Raw genomic sequence first — 6,287 nt, forward strand, 5'->3', positions numbered from 1 at the left:
CTCCTTTTTCTTAGTTTTTTGGATGTAAGATATCAGCGACAAATAATCTTTCGCTAGTGCTCATCAGCGATGGTGTTTCCAGATACTCCCAGTTGTCACCGTAAATATGATTGAGTCTGCCTTCTTCATCAAAGGCAAAATATACCATATCCTCCTGATCATTTGTCAGAACATATTCTATTTCATTATAGTTCAACTGTACGCTATAAAACCAGCCATTTCGGAAATTTTCCAGCTGTTGACTGTTCATTTTGGTTTGGAAATTCCCTTGCTCATCTATATTTAAGCTTTTTCGAAATTCAGGTGTCAGAAAAACAGCTAAATCGCCTAAATTTCCTGTTTGATTTTCGGTGAATAAGTAATCTTTAATGAAACGCGTAGTCACTTCCTGTGTGTCTGTTTCTGAGAAATTAATCAGTTTTGTAAGTTCAGCTTCGGAAAGGTCATCCCAACCAGTGCTGTAAACCGCTTCAATACATTTTTCCAGCTCATCTATTTTTAATAAGTGGAGACGTTCATCTTTATAGTAAATTGTAATATAGCGTTTCATTTCATAGCCGTCTAATCTGGAAAAATAACGGATATCAGTATCTGAGTAGTCCAACTCTCTCTGACCAGCTAAAGAAGCAAATTTTTCTTTTAAATCTTCTCGGATAAACAGCTCATCTGCTGCCGACAATACCTGATCTACAGTTAGGGTGGAGTAAAAATGACTGATAAATCGCTTCGCCAGCCGCAGTTGTTCTTCTTTCTGATTGAGCTGATGAGCTGTTTGCGCTAATGTCTGGCTGTAAGGCATGTCTGTCACTATTGGGTTCACAATAGGTGTTTTTGGCGCAGTGGAGTTCGCACGTGAAATACTCATTATTACTCTAATCACTAAAACTGAGATAGACAGCCACCACCAGATGTTTCCTGAAGAACTTTTGTTGGCAGCAGCAGTCTGTTTGCGTGCTTGTTTATCATTTTGCAAAATAAGCTTTAGTTCGGTTTGTTTCTCTGTGGGTAACAGCTTCTTATTTATTTTATAAGTAGTCAGCAGTTCAGCTTGTTTATTATCAGGCAGTTTTTGCCATTCTATAAAGGCTTCTGTCTGCTGATTCTGATGATAGAGAATCAAACCATAAAGCAGACTGTACATATTTCCTGAAAAAATCAATTCTTCCTTTTTCCACCTATAATGGCGTGTGGCAGCATCTTTGTTTTTAAGAATAACCGTCTCGTAGTAATTTCTCAGAAAAGCGGTTGTCTGATTACTATGGAATTTTTCAGCTTGTGCTAATAAGTCAGCAAATTGCTCCGCCTGTTCTTCAACGAGGATGCCGTCTCTGTGCTGCAAAAGCTCCAACAAAAGTAAATTGTAGATATCGCTATCTTCTTTTGTAAGGTCGAGACATTTGGCTGTTAAGGTCTGAAAATCACTGCTGTAGACTGAACCTCTCATCAGCATCAGGTAAGCCTGAAAACGCCAATAAAAATACTGCTCTCTGTAATCAGCGGGAATTGCACGCCAAATAGCAAAGGAAAAATCAGGCGCAAAATGAATCGGCATGATAACGTGATGAAAATCAGGCGCAAGAACTCCTGTTGGACCATCGCCGTTAATCAAGCTGTCTAAATCAAAAATATCAAATAAATAGCTGAGAACTTTTTTAGAAAGCCACATATAATTTTCTGCTAAGAATTGCTGAAGTAAATAGACATTTTCCCAATACTCTTCTTTGCTCCAGTCAAACATGGGGTCTGTCAGCTCTTCCCACAATGCCAAATCATCGTAGTAGGCATGAGTCTGTTTGATTTTCTCCAGTTCAAGAGAGAAAATTTTCAGTTCACCCCAGTCTGTAGTGCTAAGGTTGTTTGACTCTGATTCTTCTTCCAAATCATTTAGTTTGCTGTTCGGCTCTGCTGCTGTTTGTATACTGTCCGCAGTGTCAGCTTTACTTGAAGAGGCATAAGCTAATGCCTGGTCAAAGGCAGCTTTCAGCTGTTGAAAAGCGTCGATTTCCTGATCGATTTTTAATGTCTTTAGTTTTTCAGCATATGCTTTTTTGATTCTCTTTTTATCTTGTGTAGCTTCGATGCCTAGTATTTCCCAAATGTTTATGTCCATAGCTGCTGCTCCAATTCATTTAACTGCTGCTGAAGCTTTGCAGACAGACGTTTGACTTCCAAATCATTCTGTTTATCCAGTGTATGCTGGAATTCTAAAATAAGGGATTGAATATACGCCCTCTTATCTCCTAAGGCTTCTGCATAAACACGTTCCAACCGTGCTAAAAGCAATCGGTTTTCAGCACGATCCCGCGGATGGATTTTTAAGCCTTCCATCTTTTTTAAGCTTTCCTGAAGCTCAGCTTCTGTTAGCTTGCCAGGATGACTCTCGATGATCAGCTGAGTTGTCTGACCCTGAATGTCTGTAACAACAACTTCCAAAACACCATTAGAATCGTAAGTAAAGCGGCAGTCTACCGGTGTTCCTCCTGGTCCGGGCGGGACAGAGACCATCAGCTCACCAATTTTTAAGTTATCCTTGACCATGGGATGCTCGCCTTGATAGACTGAAAAATCGACTTTTTCCTGATTGTCTCTTACAGTATAGAAAGTTTCAATTCTGCTGACTGGAATAGTCGTATTCCGCTCAATAATTGGTGCAAAAACTCCTTCGGTATAGCCATTTGGTCCGCGGCTGATGATATCTACTCCTAGCGTATGGGCACAGACATCAGTCATCATCATTTCATTTACCATTTCACGTTGTGTTTTTAGTGCTGCCTGAATGCCGGCACCGCGTCCCACAGCTTCATCAGGATTAATCTGTGTGTAGGGAATAACCTTAAGCAGCCGAGAAAAATAATTGCGAATACTAGGATTTTTCGTTGCTCCGCCAATCAGGATTACCTGATTGATATCCTTTATATCCATATGGCTATCACTAAGCACTCTGCCAACCGGCTGACGCATGCGCTTCAAAAGAGGCAGACATAGGTTTTCGTACTCCTGAATAGTCAACTCGTACTCATAAATGGTTTGATTTACTTCAAAAGAAAAGCTGCTTTTAGGCTGAGAAGAGAAACTAATTTTTAGCCCTTCAGCTTTTCTATAGAGAACCGCTTGCACTGCTGCGGGCAGCACCTGATCAGCTAAACCATGCTTATTCAAACAATCATGGACGATAATTTGTGTGAAATCCTCACCGCCCAGGTTGTTGTCGCCAGAGATAGCTTCTACCTGCATCACTCCAGAAAACATTTCCAAGAGAGAGACATCAAAAGTCCCGCCGCCTAAGTCGACAACAAGAATTGCCTGATCCTTATCCTCATGCAGACCATAGGCCATAGCTGCAGCCGTTGGTTCGCTAATCAAGTTCTGAACGTCTAAGCCTGCTAATTTAGCCGCTTCAATCGTTGCTTCCCGTTCAATATTATTAAAATAAGCTGGTACACTGATAACCGCTTGTGTACAATCCTGCTCTAGATAATTCTCTGCATCTTCTTTTAAACTTTTTAGGATTAAAGAAGACAACTCAACTGGAGAAAAAGAATGTATGCCCAACTCATAATGCTTAGTAGTACCCATAAAACGTTTAAAAGCAGCTGCTGTCAGCTGAGGGTGACTAATCAGCCGTTCTTTGGCAATTTCACCAATTAAAACTTTTCCGTCATCATCAATTCCAACAACTGATGGAGTCAACACTTTGCCGAATCGGTTGGGGATTAGCTGAACCTGTTCGCCATCCCAATAAGATACTACACTGTTCGATGTTCCTAAGTCTATTCCAATCATTTTTAATACCCCTTTTATTTTTTAATACACATAACTCTATTTTATCGGAAATGGGGGGAAATATGGATACTTTTTTTACTTTTTACTGAAGTTTATAGCTAAACAAGAGTAGGATAGTCGAAGGTACACCAGCCCTTATAAAATCCAGTAAATTAGAGTCCTCAAGCAGCCCCTTTTGAAATAAGCCGAAATATACGGAAAATAGCTGCTCTTCTATTTCCAGTAAATTTCGACTTATTTTTCACAGCTGAATACATTTTGGATAACTTTTGTTATTTAAAATGTATTCACATAAAAAGCGTCAAAGTCTGGTATATAAATAAATTCCCAGACTTTTAGTATGCCTAAAACCGAATGAACGGTATCCAGAAACCACCCCTTGGTTAATTGAGTTTATATGGAAGTAGTATCAGAAGTTCCTGTAAGTCCTGATTAGAAGAAATTTCAAAAAGGATACTGCGCCCTTCAGCATAGACTCGTGTTTCTCTAACTTTATCTTTCAAGATATCTGGTCCGTCGCTATTCAAAAAGGACTGAACAGCAGCTTCTCCTAGAACAATTGTTGCTCGAAACGAATTTTGACAGGGTTGACGATAGAGAAGTACGCGTTTTTTCAAGCTATTAATCCATGTCCAGCCAGCTTTTTTTGTTGGAAATTTCCAATACCCTGTCATTTCAGCAGCTATTTTAAATAATTCCTCATCTATCTGCTGCCATAATGTGGACGCATCGCCTAGCACCTCATAGAGTTCTGTAATCTGCGGCTCTTGTTCTTTATTGTCAAAATAACTGATAGTCATTACTTTTCTCCTTTTCCACCAGTATAGCCTGTTTACTTGACCTACTTCAATGGTTTTCTGTTTAAAATTTTTAAGGCAATAAGCAAAAAACTTTAACTTACTAAAAGTAAGTGATATTCTGTTAATGAACTACTGATATAAAAGGAGGAATACTTATGCTAACACAAACTTTTTCAATAGATAAAACTGCTCATACCGGCATGGTAGGGTTGAAAGTTGCTGATCTTACAGGACAAATTGAATTTTATACATCAGTCATTGGTTTAACACTACTGGAATTCAATACAGAAACCGCCTTATTAGGTGTGGAGGGACTGCCTCTTCTGATGCTGAGAAAAGTTGAACAGCCAAATCGTAGAGAAAGAAAGGCTGGGTTGTACCACATTGCTTTTCTGCTTCCGGAACGTAAGGATTTGGGCAACACCTTGTTTAGCTTACTAAAAAAAGAAGCAGCGATTATTGGCGCTTCTGATCACGGCTATAGTGAAGCACTTTATCTGGAAGATCCGGAAGGGAACGGGATTGAAATTTATCGGGATAAACCGAAGACTGAATGGTCTATTCAGCCGGATGGTCGAATTTCAGGAATCACTGTGGAAATGGATGCAGCAGGCGTACTAGCCAGCCGAGATGAAGCAACCGACAAATTTCCTGCTGGTACTACAGTGGGTCACGTTCATCTCTCTGTAGCAGATTTGGCCAAAACAGAAGCTTTTTATATAGAAGCACTCGGCTTAGGATTAAAAGATCATTTCGGTAGTCAAGCCAGTTTTTTTGCCGCTGGCGGATACCACCATCATATAGGAACGAATGTGTGGCTGGGCAAGGAGCTGCCGGCACCGAAAGAAAATGATTTAGGTCTGGATTACTTTACTCTAGTTGTTTCCAATCAGGAAGCATTTCTTAAAGTCAAAACGAATATTACAGAGTATGGGCTTACCTTTTTAAAGGAAACATCAGATGAGCTTGTTCTTCTTGATCCTAGCGGGATTACGGTGAGGATTGAACAGAAAACAGCTAGCAGCGGTTTTGCTAAGAGTTGAAAAAACAATAACAACTAAGTAATGGAAAAGATAGAAGAGATGCAGAGGATGGGACAAGAGTGTTTAGTCCCGAGAACCAAATAGGTACTGTTTAACATCAGCTCGTTCCTCATTGTGTTTCTCAGCAATAAGAAGAAATTCACGAAAATGACAAGAAACACGAATGTGAGCCAGTCGATGTTGACTGATTCCTACCTGGTGTTTTTCAAATTTTTGTGAATTTCGGCTTATTTTTGAAGGTTTTGCTCCTGCGGTTACTCGTCACAGTTCAATGCTGGTATGTGCTACTGCTCCCACCGTTTATCCGAATTCCACGTGAGTGGGAGTGGGACAATAGTCAGAAGAAAATCTGATTATTTTCTCACTTTTTTAATTTTAGGGTACACAAAAAGCACGCAACCGTGTAAGATTAAAGTGACTAAACCAAATCAAAAGGAGCGTGCTTTTATGTTTAAAGATTATACCATTAATCAAACGATTTTACCATTAGAGTTGGAACAGTTTATTCCTGAAACGGATGTCGCTTTTGCGGTTAATGCCTTAGTCGAAGCCATGCCGCAAACACTCTTTAATAAATTAGAAGAACAATTAGGCCGACCGGCCTACCACCCGAAGATGCTATTAAAAATTATTCTGTATGCGTATACTCAGCGTGTCTTTT

The 6,287-nt window shown here is 39.7% G+C and carries 4 protein-coding genes and 1 pseudogene; 2 read left to right on the forward strand and 3 right to left on the reverse strand.

The genetic code is table 11. The features are described 5' to 3' along the window. Window positions 1-10: 10 nt before the first annotated feature. The 3 genes from ACPWSO_RS10810 to ACPWSO_RS10820 all read right to left on the reverse strand — a co-directional run bounded on the left by ACPWSO_RS10810 (window position 11) and on the right by ACPWSO_RS10820 (window position 4,583). Entirely contained in the window at window positions 11-2,110 is a 2,100-nt protein-coding gene (locus ACPWSO_RS10810) for a hypothetical protein (RefSeq protein ID WP_426083244.1), read from the reverse strand. Further along, window positions 2,101-3,783 carry an Hsp70 family protein gene (locus ACPWSO_RS10815; protein WP_426083246.1) on the reverse strand — a complete coding sequence of 561 codons (1,683 nt, stop codon included), beginning with the start codon at window positions 3,781-3,783 and terminating at the stop codon, window positions 2,101-2,103. Before ACPWSO_RS10815 ends, ACPWSO_RS10810 begins: the two co-directional genes overlap by 10 nt. A gap of 383 nt (window positions 3,784-4,166) precedes the next feature. Next, window positions 4,167-4,583, reverse strand: a complete 417-nt coding sequence (locus tag ACPWSO_RS10820) for a DUF3788 family protein (RefSeq protein WP_426083248.1) — start codon at window positions 4,581-4,583, stop codon at window positions 4,167-4,169. 149 nt (window positions 4,584-4,732) lie between these two features. Between ACPWSO_RS10820 and ACPWSO_RS10825 the strand changes: the two genes are divergently transcribed. Together ACPWSO_RS10825 and ACPWSO_RS10830 are read left to right on the forward strand one after the other, a co-directional pair. After that, entirely contained in the window at window positions 4,733-5,626 is an 894-nt protein-coding gene (locus tag ACPWSO_RS10825; RefSeq protein ID WP_426083259.1) for a VOC family protein, read from the forward strand. 447 nt (window positions 5,627-6,073) lie between these two features. Next, a pseudogene (locus ACPWSO_RS10830) lies at window positions 6,074-6,287 on the forward strand (IS5/IS1182 family transposase); the annotation flags it as partial.

Source organism: Enterococcus sp. LJL51, assembly GCF_049894025.1.
GTDB lineage: Bacteria > Bacillota > Bacilli > Lactobacillales > Enterococcaceae > Enterococcus_L.

What these genes read in the sequence shown, in the direction of transcription:
- ACPWSO_RS10810 (WP_426083244.1), bottom strand. Translation starts at nt 2,110, where the DNA reads ATGGACATAAACATTTGGGAAATACTAGGCATCGAAGCTACACAAGAT.
- ACPWSO_RS10815 (WP_426083246.1), bottom strand. Translation starts at nt 3,783, where the DNA reads ATGATTGGAATAGACTTAGGAACATCGAACAGTGTAGTATCTTATTGG.
- ACPWSO_RS10820 (WP_426083248.1), bottom strand. Translation starts at nt 4,583, where the DNA reads ATGACTATCAGTTATTTTGACAATAAAGAACAAGAGCCGCAGATTACA.